General features: G+C 62.9%; 19 protein-coding genes. 16 read left to right on the top strand and 3 right to left on the bottom strand.

Annotated elements, in window-relative coordinates; translation table 11 throughout:
- Positions 1 to 443 precede the first annotated feature (443 nt).
- From AB4Y43_RS16955 to AB4Y43_RS17025, 15 genes are all read left to right on the top strand, one after another.
- On the top strand, positions 444 to 953 hold the full coding sequence (locus AB4Y43_RS16955; protein WP_368728333.1) for a DotD/TraH family lipoprotein: 510 nt from the start codon (positions 444 to 446) through the stop codon (positions 951 to 953).
- The gene (locus tag AB4Y43_RS16960) at positions 943 to 1,911 is read left to right on the top strand and encodes a type IV secretory system conjugative DNA transfer family protein (RefSeq protein ID WP_368728334.1); all 969 of its coding nucleotides are present in this window, start codon (positions 943 to 945) and stop codon (positions 1,909 to 1,911) included. The genes AB4Y43_RS16955 and AB4Y43_RS16960 overlap by 11 nt, the downstream gene beginning before the upstream one ends.
- Positions 1,908 to 3,050 carry a type IV pilus twitching motility protein PilT gene (locus AB4Y43_RS16965; protein ID WP_368728335.1) on the top strand — a complete coding sequence of 381 codons (1,143 nt, stop codon included), beginning with the start codon at positions 1,908 to 1,910 and terminating at the stop codon, positions 3,048 to 3,050. The genes AB4Y43_RS16960 and AB4Y43_RS16965 overlap by 4 nt, the downstream gene beginning before the upstream one ends.
- Positions 3,047 to 3,316, top strand: coding sequence for an IcmT/TraK family protein (icmT, locus tag AB4Y43_RS16970; protein WP_368728336.1), 270 nt, complete (start codon positions 3,047 to 3,049; stop codon positions 3,314 to 3,316). Before AB4Y43_RS16965 ends, icmT begins: the two co-directional genes overlap by 4 nt.
- Positions 3,313 to 4,275, top strand: coding sequence for a toxin co-regulated pilus biosynthesis Q family protein (locus AB4Y43_RS16975; RefSeq protein WP_368728337.1), 963 nt, complete (start codon positions 3,313 to 3,315; stop codon positions 4,273 to 4,275). The genes icmT and AB4Y43_RS16975 overlap by 4 nt, the downstream gene beginning before the upstream one ends.
- Complete coding sequence (locus tag AB4Y43_RS16980) at positions 4,272 to 6,005, top strand: secretin N-terminal domain-containing protein (protein WP_368728338.1); 1,734 nt, start codon at positions 4,272 to 4,274, stop codon at positions 6,003 to 6,005. Before AB4Y43_RS16975 ends, AB4Y43_RS16980 begins: the two co-directional genes overlap by 4 nt.
- Positions 6,006 to 6,298: 293 nt before the next feature.
- Positions 6,299 to 6,751, top strand: a complete 453-nt coding sequence (locus AB4Y43_RS16985; protein WP_368728339.1) for a hypothetical protein — start codon at positions 6,299 to 6,301, stop codon at positions 6,749 to 6,751.
- A gap of 1 nt (position 6,752) precedes the next feature.
- Entirely contained in the window at positions 6,753 to 8,075 is a 1,323-nt protein-coding gene (gene pilO2 / locus AB4Y43_RS16990) for a type 4b pilus protein PilO2 (protein WP_368728340.1), read from the top strand.
- Entirely contained in the window at positions 8,072 to 9,895 is a 1,824-nt protein-coding gene (locus tag AB4Y43_RS16995) for an ATPase, T2SS/T4P/T4SS family (protein ID WP_368728341.1), read from the top strand. Before pilO2 ends, AB4Y43_RS16995 begins: the two co-directional genes overlap by 4 nt.
- Positions 9,892 to 10,956, top strand: coding sequence for a type II secretion system F family protein (locus AB4Y43_RS17000; protein WP_368728342.1), 1,065 nt, complete (start codon positions 9,892 to 9,894; stop codon positions 10,954 to 10,956). Before AB4Y43_RS16995 ends, AB4Y43_RS17000 begins: the two co-directional genes overlap by 4 nt.
- 64 nt (positions 10,957 to 11,020) lie before the next feature.
- Positions 11,021 to 11,521 (top strand): prepilin type IV pili, encoded by a 501-nt coding sequence (locus tag AB4Y43_RS17005; RefSeq protein ID WP_368728343.1) that lies wholly within the window; start codon positions 11,021 to 11,023, stop codon positions 11,519 to 11,521.
- A gap of 42 nt (positions 11,522 to 11,563) precedes the next feature.
- Entirely contained in the window at positions 11,564 to 12,568 is a 1,005-nt protein-coding gene (locus AB4Y43_RS17010) for an ATPase, T2SS/T4P/T4SS family (RefSeq protein WP_368728344.1), read from the top strand.
- A 1-nt stretch (position 12,569) separates the two neighbouring features.
- Positions 12,570 to 13,049 carry a hypothetical protein gene (locus tag AB4Y43_RS17015; protein ID WP_368728345.1) on the top strand — a complete coding sequence of 160 codons (480 nt, stop codon included), beginning with the start codon at positions 12,570 to 12,572 and terminating at the stop codon, positions 13,047 to 13,049.
- 21 nt (positions 13,050 to 13,070) lie between these two features.
- Positions 13,071 to 14,357 carry a shufflon system plasmid conjugative transfer pilus tip adhesin PilV gene (pilV, locus tag AB4Y43_RS17020; protein WP_368728346.1) on the top strand — a complete coding sequence of 429 codons (1,287 nt, stop codon included), beginning with the start codon at positions 13,071 to 13,073 and terminating at the stop codon, positions 14,355 to 14,357.
- A gap of 627 nt (positions 14,358 to 14,984) precedes the next feature.
- On the top strand, positions 14,985 to 15,254 hold the full coding sequence (locus AB4Y43_RS17025; RefSeq protein WP_368728347.1) for a hypothetical protein: 270 nt from the start codon (positions 14,985 to 14,987) through the stop codon (positions 15,252 to 15,254).
- 111 nt (positions 15,255 to 15,365) lie between these two features.
- Here the strand turns inward: AB4Y43_RS17025 and AB4Y43_RS17030 are convergent, their stop codons facing one another.
- From AB4Y43_RS17030 to AB4Y43_RS17040, 3 genes are all read right to left on the bottom strand, one after another.
- Positions 15,366 to 16,370, bottom strand: coding sequence for a CAP domain-containing protein (locus tag AB4Y43_RS17030; protein WP_368728348.1), 1,005 nt, complete (start codon positions 16,368 to 16,370; stop codon positions 15,366 to 15,368).
- A 65-nt stretch (positions 16,371 to 16,435) separates the two neighbouring features.
- The gene (locus AB4Y43_RS17035; RefSeq protein ID WP_368728349.1) at positions 16,436 to 16,675 is read right to left on the bottom strand and encodes a hypothetical protein; all 240 of its coding nucleotides are present in this window, start codon (positions 16,673 to 16,675) and stop codon (positions 16,436 to 16,438) included.
- A 330-nt stretch (positions 16,676 to 17,005) separates the two neighbouring features.
- Entirely contained in the window at positions 17,006 to 17,296 is a 291-nt protein-coding gene (locus AB4Y43_RS17040) for a helix-turn-helix domain-containing protein (protein ID WP_368728350.1), read from the bottom strand.
- Between the two features lie 250 nt (positions 17,297 to 17,546).
- Between AB4Y43_RS17040 and AB4Y43_RS17045 the strand changes: the two genes are divergently transcribed.
- Complete coding sequence (locus tag AB4Y43_RS17045) at positions 17,547 to 18,770, top strand: hypothetical protein (RefSeq protein WP_368728351.1); 1,224 nt, start codon at positions 17,547 to 17,549, stop codon at positions 18,768 to 18,770.
- Positions 18,771 to 18,796: the final 26 nt, after the last annotated feature.

The raw sequence follows: 18,796 nt of genomic DNA on the forward strand, positions 1-18,796 counted from the left end.
CCCGAGTTGCGCGTTCGCGAGCGCATCAGAACGTTCGGACTTGTCGCCACGCAGACATCCGTCGATCGACGTCCGCGAATCGCGCCCGGCCCGGTGCACCCTCTGCGTGGCGGGGTCCCGGCGCGAATATGCGATCGCGGGTTCATTACCCGAATTCAATCTCCTGGAGCAGCCTCGCCGCCCCCAAAAAGGTGAGCCTTTACGGGGGTGCGGCAGCGCGGAATCCAGTCACCAATAATTCCGTATCATTTGCTTGATACGAAAAATGTCATTGTGCCGACGTATTCCGTATGGTATGTTTGATACAGAATTTTACGAGGTGGTTCGACGGTGCGGGCCCGCGAAACCGGCGTGCGGCGCGACCAACCCGGAACAAGGAAATGCGGTCGCGGCGACGAGCCGTTCGTGACCGGAAACGAATCAGCGACGGACCAAGGGCAAAGATGAAGCGCCAGCAGGCGGGGTACTCGACCATGAAGAACAGGCCAACGGGGGCCGCGATGCGACTGCGCGTCGGGTCAATCATGACGATGGCCGTAGCGACCGCTTGCGCGCTGGCAGGCTGCGCCCAGCCTGCCCCGATTGATCCGGCTGCGATCCAGATGGACAAGCAGCTCGACGAGTCGGCGCGCAACATCGACAGCATGCTCGACAAGGTCGCGCGCGCTGGTGCGATCTCTGCCGCCGTTCCACAGGCCGGCACTGTCATGGTGAGCGGGCAGTTCATCACCGTACGCTGGAAGGGCAACGCGGCCGAAGTGCTGCGCAAGATTGCCGAGGCGAAGGGTCTGCGATTTGCAGAAGTCGGTCGCCCCATCGCGTCGCCGGTGTCGATCGATGCCACCAATACCGATTTCGTTTCCGTGCTGGAAAATATCGGCACCCAGCTCGGTGGCCGCGCCGACGTCGTGTTGAAGTCGGATGCGCTGGAGATCCGCTACCGTGCGAGCTGAGCGCGGCCCGTTCCCGGCTACCGTTATTCGCTACGTTGGAGGGGCGTGGATCGGCCTCGCATACTGCCTGGCGAGCGCACCGGCGGCCGCCCAGATGGTCGATACCTCGTCGATGTCACTGCAAGACGTGGAAAACCTCACGGCGGACAGTGCGCCGGCTGCATCCACTTTGACGCCGATGCGTGCACAGGTACTGCGCGAGACGGCGTTGCCGCTCGGCAGCCACAAGGGGCTGGCCGATCGCTCGAAAGTCATCATCAAGGAACTGGACGCGCGCGCGACGCGCCTCGATACGATGTATCGCTTCGGCGCGCTCGTGACGAAGAAGGGCGTTCTCCCGCCCGTGATCGTCGAAGCCGTTGACGCGATCGAAGGCACGACGGACCAGCTGCGCCGCGCCGACGCGATGTATCGCATCGTCGTCCCGGCGCACCTCGTGACCGTGCCACCCTCGTGGCGAGACTACCTCTATATCGGCCTGCGCCTGAAGGCACAGGCTGATCCCATTCCGTTTTCTTCTGTACTGCCGAAGACTGCCGCCGAAGAAGCCTACTGGAAAGAGCAGGTGCAGCTCGGCTACCGGCAGGGCACACAACTCGCCGACCAGATCCTGAGCACCAACCTCGCCAGACTCAACCGTGACTACGTGGGGATGCTGCGCTACTCGGAGCTGCTCAATCGCGGCATGGTCTCTGAGCCGGACATTGCCGTCGCCCAGCAGGTGGTGACCGGCGACAGTCAACGCATGAACATTGGTGACACGCTGGTCCGCGTGACCAATCACGGCGGCCTCGTGACGGACGCCTCCAAGTGGCGCGTGATCGTCGCGCCGGCCGCCGCCTCTGGTGCGTCGGTGCCGTCCTCGCCGGAAGCGGTCGTTGCTCCGATCAATGTGCCGGCCGTCCGCACGGCACCGCTTGCGACCCCGCAAGATCTCGAAGGGATCCCCCCGCAATGAACGCCGGGAACACGACACAACAGGCTCGCCCCATCGTCGAGCCATTCAAGCTCCCGCCGAACTTCGGCGTTGACGATCTGCGCGAATTTCTCGACTACTGCACGAAGCACGGAGCCTCGGACGTGGTGTTCCAGACGGGTGACTACGTCTGGGGCGAAATCAGTGGCCGCCAGGTCCAGATGACGCCGCGCACGGTGAAGGACGGCGAGATCAAGGCCATGCTGTCGCTGGCGTTTGGCCCCGAGCTGATCGGTGTCCTCAAGGCCGGTAGCGATGCTGACCGCCCGTATCGCTTCGTCATCGAGCGCGATACATTCCGGTATCGCGTGAACATCACCGGCGCGCAAGTCGGCGATGCCGAGGATGGCCTCTCCCTCACGATGCGGAGCATTCCGGACACGCCTCCGCCGCTGGCGTGGCACCGCCTTCCGCAAGAGATCGAGGAGAACCTGTTCCAGCCACGTGGCCTCGTGCTCGTCTGTGGCCCGACCGGATCCGGCAAAACGACCCTCATGTCGTCGCACTACGCGAACGTGTCCGAGACGAACCCCGATTGCAAGATCCTTCTCTACGAAGATCCGATCGAGTTCCTGTTCACGAACGTCAAGAACCTCGGGCCGAAAATCCGCCAGTCGCAGATCGGCAGGCACATTCCGAGCTTCGCACGTGGCATCCGCAACGCGATGCGCTGCAAGCCGATGCTGATCGGCATCGGTGAAGCGCGTGATGCTGAGACCATCGGGGCGCTCGTCGAGGCGGCCCTGACCGGCCACGGTGCATACGGGACGATGCACACCGAGACCGTGGCGGAGACCATCAGCCGCGCGATCCAGGTGTTCCCCGGCAACGAGCACTCCGCGATCGCTTCGAAGATCCTCGGCTCGTTGCGACTCATCGTCGTGCAGATTCTCGTGCCGACGCTCGATGGCAAGCGCGCGGCAGTTCGCGAATACCTGTACTTCGATTCCAAGATCAAGGCCGAAATGAGCGACATGCCCTTCACGCAATGGGGAGCGTATCTGCGCCGCGTGGTCGCGGAGAAGAAGCAGGACATGGCAACGGGATTGCGCGATCTGCTCGAGCGCAACCTGATCGATCTGAAATCGTACCGGCGATATGCAGGGGAATCGAACGCATGAAGGTCCTGCAATCGTACTGGCGCGATGGCGCGCGCATACCTCGAATCATCGGGATCGACGCACGCGCGTATTTCCCGCTTCTGATCGCGCTCTATCACCCCCGCAAGTGGACGTTCATCCTGGCGTGCATCGCGATGGTCGCATTCGTGATCATGGAAAAGAAGGGGTACACGTTGCCCGTCCTGCTACGTGCAATCCGTCACAGGCTACGAGGGACGGTCGTTCACGCGCGCGCGTGGTGGCATCACCGGAGAAACTACGAATGAAGAACAGCAAACGCGTCGCAGCGGCACTGCCGGGGGCGTTCGCCTTGTGCATGGGGACAGCGTCCGTCGCGCACGCAGGGTTTGTCAATGAGACAGCCCCCGTCGCGGCGGCCGTCCCCGCCGCACAACCCCTCACGCTGTCGATGAATACGCCGGCCGTAACGCCGCCCGTGGCGGCATCGCTTCAGCCGGCGCAGCCCGCCCAGGCAAGCAAGGCCGCGGACGGCAACGCGGTCGCTGGCGTGCCCCCGGTGATCGGCGAGGGTGCGCACGTGACCCAGATCGGTTTCCACCCGGCCGACGTCACCATGCCGCGTGGGAAAGGGCATGACATTGCGCTCTCGGACATGCTTCCGGTGGTGGTGCCACACGATTACCACGTCGACCTGGGGAACGTCGATCCGACCTTGCTGGTGAACTGGAGCGGTGGACTCCCGTGGGACACCGTGCTGACCAACGCGGTGAGCTCGCTCCCCGGTGTGCACGTGACGTTCGACTGGGATCGTCACCTGGTGAATTTCCATCGGGGTCCGAAAGGCGGTGCACCTATGCCCCCCACTGTCGCACTCGCGTCTAACGGCCCGGCTGGCTTGCCGGCGTCGCCGACGGCTGACCACAAGGACGTACCGGCGAACCCTCACGGGGAAATCGCCCCCGAGGCACCCGCCGCGCAACTTCCCGGCCCGGAAGCCGCGCCGTCAGCCGAGACCTACGTTCTGCTCGGCGGCCAGTCGCTCGAGACACAGCTGATGGGCTGGGCGAAGCGCGCCGGCTGGTCGGTCTCGTGGAATACCGCCGATGACTGGATCGTTCCGCACGACCTTTCGTATCACTCAAATTTCGAGGATGCCATCAACAGCGTCTTTACGCAGCTCGCCTCGAATGGCGCGGACGTACGCGCCGATATCTGGCGCGGCAACAAGGCCGTCGTTGTCGACAAGGCAGGGGTGAATCAATGAAAGGCAACTACACATACGCTCTGCGCGCGATCTCCGCAGCAGTACTGGTCGCTCTCAACGGCTGCGCGGTCCACGATATCTACCAGCAACAGAACGCGCTCGGCAGCGCAGGGCGTACCCAGGTCGAGGCGGCTGTCGCGTCCCGACCTGTTGTACGCGTACACGACGGCGCATGGCTGCTCGGTGACCGCATCGACGCGAGCAAGCCGCAGCCTGAACTGTTCGACAAGCATGTCCAGTTCACGCCCGCGAATGGCTCGACTGCGACGCTGCAGGAGATCGCCGACTTCATCACGACCGCGACCCATGTACCGGTCATCATCGACAACTCCGTTGCCGCTGCGGCGAGTACTGTCGTCTCGCCTTGCAGCACGGGCAGCCAGGATTCGACGTGCCTCACGCGTGTCGTCACGGACGGCCGCTCACTGCCGTCGCCTGCGGCCGGCGTCGCGTCGCTGCCAGAATTGCCCGCGCCTTCGGCCGGTGCATCGCTGTCGTTCGCTGGCGCTGGCGCAGTCCCGTTTCCGACCTATCGGGGCGATTTCAAGGGCTTCCTCGACGTCGTGGACACACGCTTCGGCGTTTGGTCCCACCAGCTCGACGGGAAAGTGACGTTCCTGCGCACCGAAACCCGCACGTTTTCTCTTCCGGTCGTCCCTGACGAACAGAGCATGACCGGGTCGATCTCGACTGGGGATATGAGCGGCGGTAGCAATTCGGCCGGTGCCGGTTCGATGGGTGGCAGCGGGTCGATGTCCGGCGGGTCGTCTGGCACGAGCACGAGCGGGGCCGGCGGACAAACAACGTCGCTCGCGGTCCACATGAATCCGTGGCTCACGTTGCAGGCGACCGCACAGGCGATCGCCGGCAACGGCGCGAAAGTGGTGGCGGACAAGGGGCTGCAGATCATCACCGTGTCGGGTACGCCGCCCCAGTGCGATCGTGTGGAGCAGTTCGTCAAAAGCCTGCGTGCACAGTTTGGCAAGCAGATCGCGATCACGGTCGACGTCTACCAGATTACGGAGAGCGAGGAACACAACTACGGCGGCAACCTGAAACTGGCGTACAAGTCGGCGTCGGGGCATACCGGGTTGTCGCTCACCAGCGCGTCCGCGCCGACGATTACGAGCTCGACGACGCCGATGACACTCGGTGCGTCCATTCTTGCAGGTCCCATGGCCGGCTCGAGCGCGGCATTTCAGGCGCTCTCGACGCTTGGCAAGGTGTCCGAAGTGGTCAGCCGTGCGGGTACAACGCAAAGCCACAAGGTGCTCGCGCTTCAGGCGGCGACGGAAAAAACGTACGTGCAATCGACGCAGTCCAGCCAGACCGCAAGCGTGGGGACGACCTCGACCACACAGACCGCGACGATCGTGCCGGGTTTCACGTCCGCGTTCACGCCGACCTATTCCGACGGCAAGATCCAGCTGGACTTCGACATGACGATTTCGGGCCCTGCGACATTCACCCCGTACCCCGCTGGTAGCGGTACGAGCTCGTCCAGCAATATCTCGAGCGTGCAGCTGCTCAACATGCCGCTCACGCGACTCCAGCAGTCCGTCACGCTCAACCCCGGCGAATCGCTCGTGTTGACGGGTATGAGGCAGCAGGATGCGACGACAACCAATAACGGCGTCGGCAGCGCGTACATGCCGCTGCTCGGTGGCGGCCTCGACGCGCAACGCCAGGACATCATCATCGCCGTCGTCGTGACGGTCAAACTGCTCTGAGGATCGACGACATGAATGGCCTGCCGCTCTCTCGCGAAATGCCGATGCGCACAGTGGCTTCGCCGCGCACTGCACCCAGTCTGTTCGCTGCCGGCGTGACCGTCGCAGCACTGGCACTCCCGGCCGCAGTGGTACACGCAGCCACTGCGCCTGCAGCCGCCTCCGCACCGACGGCCGGACAGGTGTCAGCCGCGGGTGCAGCACCGGCTTCGACGCCGATCGTGGCCTCTGTCTCCGACGCGACGGCAAGGAGTGGTACTGCGTCGCTCTCGGACTCGCAGAAGCTCGCGGCAATGAACGCGCTCATTCCGCTCCTGTCCGCACAAGCCACGATCGAGAAGCTGCGCGCGGACATCGCAAAGTCGTTGTCCGAACAGGCGAAGGCGGGCGTGCCGGTACCGACCTCGGACCTGCCGACACTGCCGAACGGTATGACCGGCGGTACGGCCATCGTGGTACGCCCGACGACGAACGCTCAGCCCGCTGCAACGCCGGCTCCGACGGCGCGAGCAAGCTCCGGCACCACTGGTGATCTTCATCAGGTCGCTCAGGGTCACGCAGGGGCCATGCGCCTCGTCACAATCAATGTATTCGATCAGAAGTGCCTGGCGATCGTCGATGTTTCGGGTCGCCGCATCCAGGTCGGTGAGGGCGACAGTGTCGAAGGCGGCTGGACCGTCACCGCGATTTCGGACAGGACGGTCACGGTCGCACGCGGTCGCGAAACTCTCACGCTGAGGATGTGACGTGGCTGAACTTGTCAACCTGCCGGGCATCCGCACACCGTTCGCCGCCGGCCTGTCCTGGCGACACTCGGACGCAAAGCCTACGCACAGGGAGTTGCGCGAAGTCGCGTTGACCGACGGGCGCTGGGGGATGGTCCGTACGAGCGCGTCCGGGCACTTCCAGGTGGGCTCGTGCGACACCGTTGAGGGCGCAAAGACACCCAAGGGCATCCGGCCGCTAGCGGCCGTTGTCGCCGATCACCACCGCGAGCCGTGGATGGGGCTCTACCCGCTCGAGAATGGCCGCTACTGGTACATCGCTGTGCGCGACGGCGGAGCGGTGATCTCGGGTGGCGATCGCATCGGTACGTTCGACGAGCTCATGCGGGTGCGCGATGAGCATGCTTCCAAGATGGGTCCGTGGAATGAGGTCAACGGAACCCTTGCTGATCTCGTCGAGATGGTGTCGGCGACGCCGCGACAGCCCCCCCTAAAGGATCTGAACCGGCATCCCTGGCTGCCTGTAGCCTACGCGGGCGCTGCCGTTCTGACGTTGGGGGTGGGCCTCGGCATCTACGAATATCAGCAGGCCTCGGACCTCGAGCAGGTGCGCGCGGTGCGCAAGGCGCGCGCCGCAGCCGCCGATGCGTCGCGCAAGGCGTCGGCCGACGCCGAAGCGCGGATCCTGCCATGGACGCGTGAACCAATGACCGACGAAGTCCTCGACGCATGTGGCCGCGCGTGGGCAATGCAACCGCTGACACGCGGTAAAGGCGGCTGGGCACTTTCTGCGTGGCACTGCGTCAGCGCGCGCAACGGGATAACGATCAACACCAACTGGAATAACGTGGGGGGCCTCGCAGCCGATGCGCCGGGACAGCTCGACATCTCGGGCATCACCTCCAAGGACACGGTTTCCCTGCCGGTCGCCTTTGGCTCACCCAGCGCGCACGCGCTTGGCAATGAGCTGGCGCGCCGCGCCGTCTGGACCCTCGCCGAGCAGAATGCCATCACGTTGAAGCTTACCGACGCGCCCGCGACGCCAGGTCTGCCTGGCGTCGTGCCCGAGACCGCGAAACCCTGGCTTGCGATGCCAGCGCAAATGAGCCTTGCAATGCCGCCGTGGACGCCGGGCCTCGATACGCAATTCGGCGACATTCCGGGGCTGCGCGTTCACAGCATCGACCTGGTGCTCGCGACCGGCAACTGGGCGATTGACTCCACCCTCTATGCAATGCGGCCCGCCGGTGCCACAGAAGCACCCGTCGCGGGCGTTGGTCCACAGGCAGCGCCGCGGCCAATGAGGAGCGCGCACAAGACCAAGACTACGGAGAAGCCTGCATGAACCTGATGGATGGCGTCAAAAATCTGTTCGGCAACAGCAGGAGCTTCACGCAGGCCGCTGCAGAGCGCAGGCCTGCGGCAGGTCAAGCGAATCCGTACGCCGGCATATTCGCCGAACCGCCGGCTTCGGTTGAGCCACATGTCGCCTATCGCTTCGTATCGACTGCAGGCAAGCGGTTTGATGCGATCGCCGTCGAACTCGGCTTTGCCGACACCTCGAAAATTGAGCGTGTCGTCGCGCATTGTCGCCGTGAGCAGCAGGCCGGTCGTTCTGCTTCGCTGGCCGATGCTGCCGTTGCGCTCGGCGTGCTGACGAGCGAGCAGGTGCAGACGATCGTTGCCGCACAAACGCTCCGACTCCATGTCGATGCGAACGCGTATTCGACACCCGCCTGCATAACGTGGCTCAACGACCTGGAGCGTCGGGGCTTCCGCCTCAAGATCGAACGTGTCTCGGCCAAGGAACTGCTTTCACTGCGCGAGAAGTTCAACTCCGACCACGGTGCCACAGGAGACGGTCGCGATCTCGACCAGATCGAGAAGGGTATCGAGCTGTTCCTCAGCGCCGCCGCAATCGGCGCAAACGACCTGCGGATCCTCGTTCGTGAGCGCGACGCGGAAGTGCAGATCCGCTGGCGCGGGGACTACCGGGTTTCGGAGACGTGGTCCATGAATCGCGACGCCGGTGAACGGCTGATTCGCGCCATCTACGTCGGTCTGGCGACGGTAAAGCCGGCGAGCTACAACCCGCAGGAATTTCAGGATGCGCAGATTACCGCGCGCCACAGCCTGCCGGATTCAGGGCTGGAGAGCATCCGTCTGATCCGCGGTCCGATGTACCCCGAGGACCAGAAATGCTCGTTCATGGTCGCGCGTCTGCAGTACAACCCGGACGCGAAGCCCAGTTTCACGGCAGTCCTGCGGCCGCTCGCCCTGCGTACGCCCGACGCGCCGAAGGGGGAATTTTCAATCAGCGGCATGACTGCGCGACAGCGCGAGCTCGCGCAGGAAATTCTCTACAAGCCGCATGGCATGGTGATCGCCACGGGGCCGACCGGCAGCGGCAAGACCTCCACGCTCTACGAATTCATGAAAGAGCAGGCGCGGCTGTTCCCGACCTCGAGCCAGATCACGATCGAGAATCCACCGGAGTATCCCTATCCGTGGGCGATCACCCTCACCGCGAATGACAACTTCGTGCAGATGATCAAGTACTCGCTGCGGATGGATCCGGACATCATCCTGCTGTCCGAAATCCGCGCTGGGGACGAAGGTGTCGCTGCCGTACAGGCTGCGATGACCGGTCACTTTGTCTGGACGACGCTTCACGTGACCGACCCGTACATGGCGCTCTCGCGCCTCGAGACGATCGACCACGTGCGGCTCACCCGCGAAATCACCTGCGATCACGAGCTCATGGTCTCGCTCATCGCACAGCGCGTCGTTCAGGTCCTGTGCAAGGACTGCCGCGTGCGCCTGACTGCGAAGCCCGAGGCGATCCCGAAAAAGATCAGCGAGCGGATCGCGACATGGGGTGACCTCAGTCGCGTCTACGTGCGCGGTCCCGGTTGTCCAGCATGTGACGGCCAGGGTGTCACGGGGCGGCAGGGCGTCATGGAGATCATCGTCTCGGACGAGGAACTGATGGACGACTACCGCAGCCAGGGCATGCGCGTCGCGCGACGCAACCACCGGATCAAGCCGACCTCCGACAAGTCGATGCTTGGCAACGCCATGGACTGCGTCTTCGATGGCCTGTTCGATCCGATTGACGTCCACCGTGGCGTCAGTCCAATTCTCGCTCACGCGGAGGGGCTATGAGCCAGCTGCTATCCTGGACACAACGCAAACGGCTCTACGAGCGCGCCGCTGCGCAGCTTGAAAATCGCCGTACGCTGCCGGATATACTGAAGGAATACCAGGTATCACTCGAACGTCGCAAACGTATGAAGTCGGCGTCCGCCGTGTACGACATCTGGCGCAAGGTGCGCAACGGCGACACGCTGGTTCGGGCAATGGGAGCTGGCCTCACTGACCGCGAGCGCAGCCTGCTCGATGCCGGTGAGCGCATCGGCAAACTGCCGCTCGTGATGCAGCTCATCCTTGAGATCCGCGAGCGCACTGGCGACATGAAATGGAAGCTCATGGGGAGCATGTTTCCGCCAGTCGTGTACCTCGTATCGATCTACCTGACGCTCTTTGTCGTCGGTAGCACGGCCCTGCAACCGTTCCTCGACTCGATTCCGCTTTCCAAATGGACGGGCTGGGCCTACGCGCTCTACCTGATGGGTGAATTCGCGGTCAGCTGGGTCGGTCCGACGATGCTAGCCCTGCTGGCGATCGCGGGTGTGGCTGGCGTGCGCGCGCTTCCACGATGGACCGGGGAAGGGCGCATCAAGGGCCGGGCGTTCTTCGACCGGTACATATTTGGCTTCGCGGAGTACCGCGAGCTCGTCGGCTTTGAATGGCTGCTCTCCTATGCGGCGCTGGTGCGCGCGAAGGTGCCGGACGCGACCGCGCTCGCGGACCAGATCAAGACGGCGAGTCCCTGGCTTGCGTCCCGCCTTCGCCCTATACAGATAGGGATCCGCAATGGTCTGAAGCTTGACGACGCAATGCGTCGGTCGGGACTCGGCTTTCCCTCGCTGGATCTGATCGACGAAATCGGGGCGTACGTCGGCACGCCGGACTTTCCTGAGCGGATCGAAGCGGTTGCGCGTGCATACGCGAAGCGACTTGAGCGCGCGCTGCTCGTGAAGATCGTCGTGACGACGGCCGTGTTCTCGGTCGTCATGTTCATGATCATGGGGATCATCCAGCTCGGCTCCAACGAGCTTTCGTCGCTGCTGACGTCGTCAATGGGCGGCGGCATGCCGATGTGAGTGACCATCGTATCGATCTGTCTCACGTGCTTTCATTTCATAGCAGCAAACAAGGGGGAATTTCATGGAAAACGTCGTCGCACGGGTAGCCGTTACGCTGCTCACCATTCTCGGTATTGCCTTCGTGGGTACGCTCGGGTATTCGCTGTACAGCTACTACAAGATCCAGAGCGTGTCGTCGGATATCAACATGCTCATCACGAACGCACGCGGGGCCTTCTCGCAAAACGCGAATGGCTACACCAATTTCACCAACGCCAACCTGACAGGCATGAACAACGCGGGGCTCTTTCCGCCGGATATGGTGCGTGCTGCCGGCCTGATGGATGCCTGGGGCAATGACGTCACGCTCGGTTCGGCAAGCGGCGCGACGCAGGGCAGCGTGCAGTTCGGTGGCGGCGGCTCGGAAACGTCGCGCCAATGCGCGGGTGTCGTGACGACGCTCAAGGACTACGTGTCGTTGACGGTCGGTGGACAGGCCTTCACGCAGGACAACCTGCCGGATTCGGTCTCCGCCGGTACGGCGTGTGCCGCCGATCCGACGATCACGGTCGTCTTCCAGTGAGCCAGGCACTAACGTAACGACACACACTGGACAGGACAGCGCATGTCGGAAGCAATGCACACCGCACTCGATCAACGAAGCCAGAAGACGATTGCCGGCCTCACGTTTTCGGATCTTTATCTCGAGCCGAATGGTGCCTGGTTCAAGGCGTCGCCGCGCGATCGCGAGAGACGGGCGCTGTCGTCCCACCTGGCCGACGAAGCACTTGAATTGCGCAAGGAGTTGCAACAGCAAAAAGGCGCACTGGCGTTTCGAGCTCACTGGAGCGGCATTGACCTGCGGATCAACCGGCTCGTGACACTCGAGGGCGACGTCTACATCTGCCGTCGCCTGCATGATCCCATTGCTTTCGCGGACATCGGCTATCCGGAGCGGCTGCGTAAAGCAATGCTCACGGATGCATTTTCGCGCGGCGGCCTTGTCCTGTTCACGGGCGCGACCGGTGACGGCAAGTCCATGTCCCTTGCGTCATGGCTCATCGAGCGCCTGAAGGTTTTCGGCGGCACGGCGTGCACGATCGAGAACCCGATCGAGATGATCCTGCAGCGCCAATATCATGGTGAGAAGAACGTCACCGGCACGTGCTATCAGTCCGAGGTGCGCTCGGATGACGAATTCGGCCCGATGATCATTCACCTGATGCGCGCCGCGCCGACGATGATCATGCTGGGCGAGATCCGCGAGAGCAAGGCGGCGCGTGAAGCGGTCCTGGCCGGCACGAGCGGCCATCTGGTTGGCTCCACACTGCACGCCAACGACCTGCCGACGGCGCTCGAGCGCATGAAGAACATGACCCGTGAAGCTGGGCTCGACGCGTCGTTCCTCGCGGATTCGCTGTGTGCGGTCTTCCACCAGAACATGTCCGTCAACCGCTTCGGTGACGAAGAGCGGCGCACGGTCAATGTCTCCCCCCTGATCATCTCTGGCGCAACGAACGAGGAAATGATTCGTGCGAATCTGCGCGAAGGAGACTTCTCGTTGCTCGCCTCCGAGATGCAGAGGCAAAGGCGGATTGCCGACAGCACGGGTGAGGCAATGAGGTTCTAGGATGGGATACATACTTCTTCCGCTGGCGATCCTCTCGGTGACGTTTGGCATGCAGTACCTGTTCGCCCAGCAGGCATCCAACGTGCCGGGTGCGGGCATTGTTGGGCTGATGGACACGAGAGCGGCAGTTGTCGCGCGGCAGATTGAAGTCTATGGCGCGGCGTGTGAGAGCGCAGCGCTCGCGAGTCCGGGAACCATTTCGAACGCCCTGAGCGTCACGCTGCCAGACGGCGCGGCCACGCCGCCCCAGGCCAACTGCATGGCAACGGCCAATCCGGGTGGCGGCCGCCGCGTGTACGCGTACATGCCCGGCATCGGTGGCGCATACGGCCAGGTGGCCGCAGACACGCAGTACAGCGCGTCATGGTATCGCGTCAGCACGGCCGGCCAGGCGGCGAGCCTGGTGGGTGCCGCGGCCATCACGGTTCCGGCCACGATCCCGGTCGGTGCCATCACCCTGTCCATTGTGGTCAATCCCTGATCGCGTACAACGAGGCCAGCTATGGAAATTGTCATTGCAACCCTGATGGCGACCGTGATCGGGCTGCTTTCGACCACAGGCGTCATTCGCTATATCCACATGGGCGCGCAGAACGTCCAGAATTCTGTTGCGGCTCGCGAACTGTCGATCTTCTGTGACGCCGCGACCAGATACATTCAGGATTACGGATCAACGCTGCTTTCTACCACCAACGCGACGGCGGCGCTGCCGGTGACGGCTGCGATGCTCAACGCTGCGGGAGAGCTCCCGCTCGGCTATGTGGCAACCAATTCGTTCCAGCAAACGCTGCAACTCCAGATCCTCCAGCCGACCGCCGGGAAACTCGAAGCACTGGTGGTATCGACGGGCCCCGCGATTGCGGACCCGAAGCAGCTGATTGCGGTGGCCGCACAGTCTGGCGCCCAGGGAGGGTTCATCCCTTACGCTAACCAGGCCGGCGATGCGTCGCTGCAGCCCACGAGCGCGTACGGGACGTATGGTGCCTGGAAGGTGCCCCTCGCCGGATTCACGAATCCTGGTGCGGGTCATCTCGCCGCGTTGCTGGCGTTTAACGGCGCGTCGAACAACAACGACTACCTGTATCGGGTGAACGTCGGGCAACCCGCGCTCAACAGCATGCAGACCGACCTCGGCATGACCGACGTTGGTGGAACAGCGCACAACATCACGGGCATCAACACGGCGACCGCGCAGACCTATTCGGTCAACGGTCAGGGGAAGTTCAGCGCGGATCAGGGCGGCTCGCTCGATCTCGGGGGCAACAGCACGACCGCGGGCACCGGGACGCCGTACATCAATTTTCACCAGGGCGGACAGCCCGCCCAGAACTTCAACGTCCAGGTCGTCAACGACGCAGACAATCACCTGACAATCAACGCAGCCGGCGGCACGGCGGCCGTCGCCATCAATGGCACGCTACAGCTGGCCAACATCGCGACGGACAACGCAAGCTGTCCGAAGAACGGCCAGATGGCCGGCAACGTCGATGGTTCCGGCCAGATCTTCGAGTGCCTCAACCTGGTCTGGACGCCGATCGGCGGCAAGTGGATGCGCATGGCGTCAAATGCCGTCGCCAATGGTGGCGTCGTCGCCGCGCCCGTGTGTTCAGCCGGTGGCGTCGGGCGGCTTGAACTGGCGGCCCAGACGTTCTACGTGGACCCGACGGCGACGGTGAATGTTTATGCGAGCCCTGCAGGCGGCACAGGCCCGTGGACCGTCAGCATCGTCGATGGGAGCGGCAACGCGATTGCCGGACAGGTACTGGCCGAAACGTACTGCCAGTACTAACGCGAAAGGCGATGAAGCGAAATTCCGTATCAAAGGTATGATACGGTATTTTCAACAACGTTCGGGGGGGCCATGCGCCTGTACTCCATTGCATTGAGACTGTTGCTGCCGCTCCTGTGCCTTGTCCCTGCATGTAGCGCAGAGGCGCAAACGTGCCAGACAGGCAGTCAGGATTCGACCTGCCTCACGCCGCTGCACTATGCTGCGCAGACCCAGCCACAATGTTCGAGTGGGGCAGGCTGGACGACTGTCACCCCCTCGAGCTGGAAAGGCTCGTATTACAGTACGCCGGTCTGCAACTACCAGCCGCCGCCGCCTAACTGCTCGACGGGCCCAGGCTGGACAACGATCTCGAATCCGACGTGGACCGGTTCCGCGTGGACCGATGCAGTGTGCGTCTACACGTCGCCGCCGCCCGGTTGTTCGACGGCGGCAGGATGGACAACGTCCGTCGCCTCACAATGGACGGGATCGTCGTGGACGGCTGCGCAATGCGTCTATACGGCACCACCGAGCTGTCCGAGCGGCTATACACAGACCGGCCCATCCTGGGACGGCTCGCAGTGGGTTGGATTGAGCTGCACACCGACGGCACCCCCAGACCCTTCCACGATGTGCACGGCCGCCATGCCTTCCGGCTACACCGGCAGCCTGAACTGGTATACAGGGACTGCCGATATCGCCCAGGCGTCGCATATCTATGCACTCGTCAACAATATCTCGGGATACTCGAGCGCGTGGGGATCCCAAATGTTCAACGGGCCGTACTATCCCACCTTGTGCTCAACAGCCAACCAGTATGAGGCGTTCTGTTACATCAACAGTAACGGCTCGCTGAATGCACTGCTCGTGTTCCAGTCTCCCCTGAGTCCGAACGCTGGTTGCAACAACCACTGAGGCGGCAGCGCACAAGACAAAAGAGTCGGTAGCCCCGGAGGGCCTACCGACTCTTTGTCATTTCAGCCCGCGCGGTCCGCGAGGGGCGAGGGCGTTACGAACGGCTGCTGCTTACCCGACGAGGTTGCCGGTCGTGAAGGTAAAGGTACGCGAGAACGCCGCGCCGTTGTACGTGCCCGTCAGCGACACCGTGTAGGTCGTGTTCGCAGTGAGCGGCGTCGCCGGGTAAGCCACGCCTTCATAGGCAGGCAGCAGCTTGTTCGGGTCCGTGCTCGAATCCAGCACCTGCAGGGTGATGACAGTCCCCGAGGTGCTCGTCATCGTCCCCGTCTGCATCGTGATCTTGTCCGTCGAATTGCCCACGACTGCAACGGGTGCACCAAACGCGCCGGACGTGTTCGGCGGGGTCGGCGTCTCGCCGTTGCCGGCGTATGCAACGCCCGTCGTGCCCTGGCACGGGAATGTCAGCGGCAGACTGCCGCTCAGCGGCTGCAGGTTTGCCATGCTGACGGACGACTGGATCTCCGGATAGCCGTTGTACGTCGTCTCGTTCCAGCCCACGCCCAGTTCCGTCATGGGCCACGCCGCCACAGCGATGTGATAGACACCCGACATCCATTCAAAGGCGATCTGCTGGCCATACGCCGTTTCGGTCAGCTTCGAGTTCGTGTAAAACCCTGCACTCGCGCCCGTCGCGTAGGTGGAGGTCGGGAAGCCGAAGTGCGTCGCCCGATCGGTGTACGTCGCCCCCGTATAGCCAGGATTGCTCGACGATTCGGTATCGGTGATCGTTCCGCCGTTCTGCCCCATGTAGCTCGCGTGCGCCTGCGCTGCAGAGTCGAGCACCGTATTCTCGGTATAGGCCGGAAGGCCGCACTGCTGACGTTGCTGGTTGATCGTATCGAAAATCGCCAGCTGCGCGCTGGCCGCAGCGTATTGCGGCGTGCTGACGTTCCCCGTCGTCGGGCTTGCCGTCGAGCCGCTTGAGCCGCTCGAGCTGTTGTTGCTCGTGCCGCTTGAACCACTGCCACCGCCGCCGCCACAGGCAGCAACAAGCATCGACGACACAACCAGGCTGGCTACAACGGCGATCTGCTTCGGTTTGTTGTTCTTCATTTTTCTTCCTGTCGGGTTGATCTACGACCCAACTTTATGGTGCACAAGTGCACCATGTCAAGGGGTCATTTCATCAATCGCCCTATCGTCTGCTTCGCACGCTTGAGCACCGCGTCGGGACAATTGCGCCGGCGCGCGCTTGTCGGTGCAGCCAGATAGGACTTCCATGTGGAAAGTGCAACGGGAAAGGCCTGTCCTGCGTTGATCAGGGCTAGCGCTTCAACCTGCGTGAGACCTGATTGTTCGACCATCTCACGCAATTGCTCGTTGTTTCCTGTCTCCGATCCGACATCTTCAAGCGGCATCTGCGAACTCCAATTCATTGGTGCACAAGTGCACTACAGTAACATGCGGCCGGGACCTCTACGATTACGGCCGTGGCTCAGCAAACTTGATGGTTAGGTAAGGTAAGGCTGCGATTCAAACAGCAATCTATTCAATGCGCATACTTCGCGCGTCTCTGGTCCCCGCCCAACCTGCAGAGGGGCAACGTCGTTGCGATGTTCCGATGGTACGCAGAGGACTATCAGGCCTGCTGCGCACGACTGCGATCCGCGTGCGCGATCCAGACGCAACATGCGCAACGGGTAAGGGAAGGAAGGGACTCGCGCGCGTCGCGGGCAAGAGTGATTAGCTCACGTATCTTTGCGCTGGCGCGCTTCCGCAAGCTCGCGTTCGATCTCGGCGGCCAGTTCCGTGAGCGAGATATCAAGCCCACGGCAAAGCGCGCCCATCGTGACGAGCGAGGGCGAGTTCTCGCCACGCTCGAGCATCGAGATAAAAGTCCGGTCAAGACGTGCGAAAGCAGCCAGGTCTTGCTGGGTGATATGTCGGGCTTTGCGCGCACGTCGCAAGGCTCTGCCAAAGGCAAGGTTAATACTGAGCATTCTGGCCGCGGTTGATCGGCCAGATTGTCCTAGCAGCAACGTCCCCTCATGTAGAACATATTCTACATTTCGCTCGTTTCGGAGCAAATACGTGCAAATTTCGGGTCAGAAGTCGATCCGATTCGCTTCCGGGCATATCTTTAGACTTCTTAAAAGTGTGTATCATAGTATCGATACGCACTTTATTGAGTGCGTCACCGCAAGGATCGTCTGGCGCCCGGCCGGCTGATCTTTTCGCCGGTGGGTCCCGGTTGGACCGCGCCGGTTCAATCGATGAAGGAGCGAAGGTATGTCGAAGCTGGACGCAATTACCGAAAAAGTCGGGGGCCGCGCTGCGCTGCCGCCAACCGAAAACTTCGCGCTGCTCGTGACGGGGTACGGTCAGGACGATCAGAACCGCGACACCGTTCAGGGCATGCGCCTCGATACGGGTGAAGAGATTTCTGTTGTCCTGCGCGCGTATCGCGGCACCACGAAGGCGGCGCGCGCCGAAGTCAAGGATTTCGTGGCAGACGAGGGCGAGATCTCGGCGATCATGAAGTCGCTCCCGACCGACGAAATGCGCCGGCAGGTGCTCAAGGGCATCAAGGCCAAGACCGAGCCGGGTGGGACGATCATCGTGCAGCGTGCCTACACGGAGCGCAAAACGGGCATTGTCAACGCCGGGTGGCTGCAATCGGCGGCGAAATACGCCGATCACTGCAAGATCGCCTCGAACGTGATGGTGCGCGTCGATCCGCCGATTCACAAGCGCGAAGGCGAACGTGAGTATTCCTCTGCAAGCGCAACCGTCCTTGCGCCGCAAAAGGCGCAGGTGGTCAGATCGGAGGAGGAGCTCAAGGCGGCACTCAAGACGGCCTTCGCGGGACTGGAAGACGTGAAGGGCCGCCCCCTCGTCCTCGTGCGCGTGTCGGATGGCACGAACGCGAAGACCATCGAATACCCGCTGCCCATCAAGCGCAACCCCGAGTTCGGCAAGGCTGATGCGACCCAGCCGCTGTACCTGACGGCAACGCCCGGCCAGGCTGCGACGAAATTCATCAACGACCAGGGCGAGGACTTCAAGGCGCTGATCGGCGACCCTGATCTCCAGATGGAAGTCATTCCCGGCACGGTGGTCCAGATCGGCCCGCAGGCCAAGGCGTCGTTTGAGAACAAAAACGACGGTCTCGATGCGGTGAACGCGGGCTACCGCTTCGTCAAGGACGACCCGAAGGAGGCCGGCTTCACGGCGTCGTACATCATCCTGCACGCCGTGGGCGACAACCAGGTGTTCTCGGCGGTTGAGCCGCTTTCGAACAAGCCGCCCCTCTATCATCCGCGCGACGTCTCCACCGCGTTCTACCGCGGCAGGCCGACGGTCGTGCAGGACAGCAAGGCCGACGTCGCCCATCCGGTCGCCGTCGAAACAGCAAGTCCAGCCGATGCGGCACCGGCAGACGACGAAGTGGAGTTCGACGTCTCGGACGCCGTGGCCGCATCCGCTCCGAGTGCACCGCGCCCGCGCCCGTAACCGAATCCCCGATGCGAACCCTCGCA

The sequence above is a fragment of the Paraburkholderia sp. BR10872 genome (assembly GCF_040965835.1).
In the GTDB taxonomy this organism is placed as follows: Bacteria; Pseudomonadota; Gammaproteobacteria; order Burkholderiales; family Burkholderiaceae; genus Paraburkholderia; species Paraburkholderia nodosa_A.